We start from the raw sequence: 2,988 nt of genomic DNA, 5'->3' as shown, positions 1-2,988 counted from the left end.
GCCCCACCACCCACCCGTAGGGACCCTGCCCTGGGTTACTGACGGAAACCCCTACCCCCGCTGGTCTCCTTCCACCACTATGGGCAACCCCATACCAGCCGGTACGCCGAAGTGCCGGTGACGGCGAACGCGGGGGCATGAGGGAGGCACGGGGATGGCTCGGGCGCAATGGGGCGACGAGGACGGTACGGGAGCAGAGGCGGGCGCGGAGCCGGGCGCGGGCGCCGGACCGCACACCAGCGCACCCGACGCCCGGCTCACCGCACTGATACGCGCCGATACCGCCACCGCGTACCCCGCACTGCGCGAGCTGCGCCTGCGACACCGGCCCGCCGTGTTGGCGTACGCGCGGCTGTGCGCCGTGGACGAGTCCGGCGCGCGGCAGCTCACGGCGCAGGCGTTCGCGCTCGCGGCCCGCGAGACGGCGGGCGGAGTCGAGCCGCGCGGACCGTGGCGGCACCAGCTCCTGCTGATGGTCACGCGCGTGGCCGCCGCGTGGGCCACGGACGACCGCGGCGACCGTCTCGATCCAGGTCTGCTGGTCCACCTGGGCGAGACGGGCGCCGACGGCCCCGTACCGCCGATGCTCACCGCGTTCCACAGCCTTCCGACCCGCGTCCAGGGCCTCGTCTGGTACGGCGTCGTGGACGAGCAGCCCGACGCCACAGCGGCCGTCTACCTGGGATTCACGCCCCAGGACGTGACGTACGGGAAGGAGTCGGCCTTCCAGGCGCTGCGCCAGGCCTGTCTGAAGGCCCGGCTGGCCCGCTCCGGCAACCCGAGCTGCCAGGATTTCCGGCGGCTGATCGAGGAGGCGGTACGCCCCGATCATCCCCGGTACGGGATGGACCTGGACGCCCACATGGCGCTCTGCGCGCACTGCGCCGCCGCGTACGAGGAACAGTGCGCGCTGCGGGACACCCCGCGCGCCGCACTGGCCGAAGGGCTGCTGGCCTGGGGCGGAGCGGCCTACGCCACGGACGGGTCCGGCACGCCGGGTGACGCTTCCCGGCTCTCCCGGACTGCCAGGCACTCCCGAACCACCGCGGCAGCGGCCTGGCTGCCGTCGCGGCGCTTCGCGCTCGCCTCGGCCGCGCTCGGCGTCGCGGTGGCGCCGCTGCTGGTCTACCTGCTGTCGCCGAACGGCTCAGAGCCGCAGCGCGCCGCCAACTCCGTAACCACGCCGCAGCCGCCCGCGGTGACGGTGACCGCGACGGTCTCGGCGACGTCGTCCCCGTCACCGACCCGCACCACCAAGTCCCCCGAGCCGACGAGGACTTCGAAGCCCCCGAAGCCCAGCAAGACGGCACGCCCCTCGCCCACTCCCGAGAGACCCCCGGCACCCCATCCGCCCAACAGCGCCTACGCCCAGGTGGTGAACGCCGAGTCGGGCCTGTGCCTGGACATCGACGGCGACCCGCAGAACGGCACGGACGTCGACGCGGCCACCTGCACGTCCTCTCGCGACCAACGGTGGCGGGTCGACTCCGGGCGCGGCGTGCTGCAGTCGTACGCCTACCCCGACTACTGCCTCGACAGCCGTGGCTCCGTCGGCCGGGGCGTCGGCATCTGGGAGTGCGACTCGGTCGACGGCCCCAACGGCCGGAACCTGACGTTCACCGTGGACGGCGACGGTGTGATCCGTCCGGCGATCGCCCCGGACCACGCGGTGACCGCGTACGGGGACCGCCTCGTCCTGCTTCCGGCGCAGGGGCGGGACGACCAGCGGTGGACGGCGGGGGCGGCTCCCGCCTGAGCCGCCGCCTGATCAGACCTCGCGAACGCCTCGCCGCCACACCTGAGTGACCAGCGGTACTCCCGGCCGGTACGCCAGGTGCACGTGGCTCGGGGCGTCGAGAAAGGCCAGGTCCGCGTACGCGCCCGGGGTGAGGCGGCCGATGTCCGTGCGGCGGAGAGCCGCGGCGCCGCCCGCCGTCGACGACCAGAGCGCCTCGTCCGGGGTCATCTTCATGTCGCGTACCGCCAGGGCGATGCAGAACGGCACGGAGGACGTGAAGGACGAGCCCGGGTTGCAGTCCGTGGAGAGGGCGACCGTGGCGCCGGCGTCGAGGAGGCGGCGGGCGTTGGGCCACTCGGCGCGCGTGGAGAACTCGGCGCCGGGGAGCAGGGTGGCGACCGTGGCGCTGTTGGCGAGGGCGTCGATGTCCGCGTCCGTGAGGTGCGTGCAGTGGTCGGCGCTCGCGGCGTCCAGTTCGACCGCGAGCCGGACGCCGGGGCCGTACGAGAGCTGGTTGGCGTGGATGCGCGGGTGGAGGCCCTTCGCCTTGCCGACGGTGAGGATCGCGCGGGCCTGGTCGCCGTCGAAGGCGCCCTTTTCGCAGAAGACGTCGACCCAACGGGCGTACGGGGCACAGGCGTTGAGCATGTCGCCCGTGACGAGGGAGACGTATGCGGCCGGGTCGTCGGCGTGGTCGGGCGAGACGATGTGCGCGCCGAGGTAGGTCACCTCGTCGGTGTGGCGGGCGGCGATGCGCAGGGCGCGGGACTCGTCCTCGACGGTGAGGCCGTAGCCCGACTTCGTTTCCATCGTCGTGGTGCCCTGGCGGAGGGCCTCGGCCAGGTAGCGGGTGAGGTTCGCCTCCAGTTCCTCGTCGCTCGCCGCTCGCGTCGCCGCCACCGTCGTACGGATGCCGCCCGCGCTGTAGGCCCGGCCCGACATGCGGGCGTTGAACTCCGCGGTGCGGTCGCCTGCGAAGACCAGGTGTGAGTGGGAGTCGACGAAGCCCGGGATCACCGCCCGGCCGCCCGCGTCGACCCGATTGTCAGTGGCGGGTGCTTTGCTTGATTCACCGGTCCATGCGATGCGGTCGCCGTCGACGACGACGGCCGCGTCCTGGATCAGACCGAGGGGGGATCCGTCACCGAGGGAGGGGTCGTTGGTGACCAGGCTGGCGATGTTGGTGATGACAGTGGTCGGGCTGCTGGTCGGGCTGCTCATGGCGTCCTCGGGGGCGTGGGGGCTGGGGG

2 protein-coding genes are annotated in these 2,988 nt (G+C 73.2%); one reads left to right on the top strand and one right to left on the bottom strand.

The annotated features are described in order from the left end of the window. Window positions 1-154: 154 nt before the first annotated feature. Window positions 155-1,756 carry a ricin-type beta-trefoil lectin domain protein gene (locus tag G5C60_RS50205; RefSeq protein WP_165270935.1) on the top strand — a complete coding sequence of 534 codons (1,602 nt, stop codon included), beginning with the start codon at window positions 155-157 and terminating at the stop codon, window positions 1,754-1,756. A 12-nt stretch (window positions 1,757-1,768) separates the two neighbouring features. On the opposite strand, the gene hutI is transcribed toward G5C60_RS50205, so the two are convergent. Further along, a partial coding sequence (gene hutI / locus G5C60_RS50200; protein ID WP_420907492.1) for an imidazolonepropionase occupies window positions 1,769-2,988 on the bottom strand: 1,220 nt, incomplete at its 5' end.

The sequence above is a fragment of the Streptomyces scabichelini genome (assembly GCF_011045015.1).
Classification (GTDB): Bacteria; Actinomycetota; Actinomycetes; order Streptomycetales; family Streptomycetaceae; genus Streptomyces; species Streptomyces scabichelini.
Note: the sequence above shows the minus strand (reverse complement) of the source record. Positions and strands in the feature narration are given on the sequence as shown.

Excerpts from the sequence above, each read along its gene's own strand:
- G5C60_RS50205 (WP_165270935.1), top strand. The coding sequence starts at position 155 with ATGGCTCGGGCGCAATGGGGCGACGAGGACGGTACGGGAGCAGAGGCG.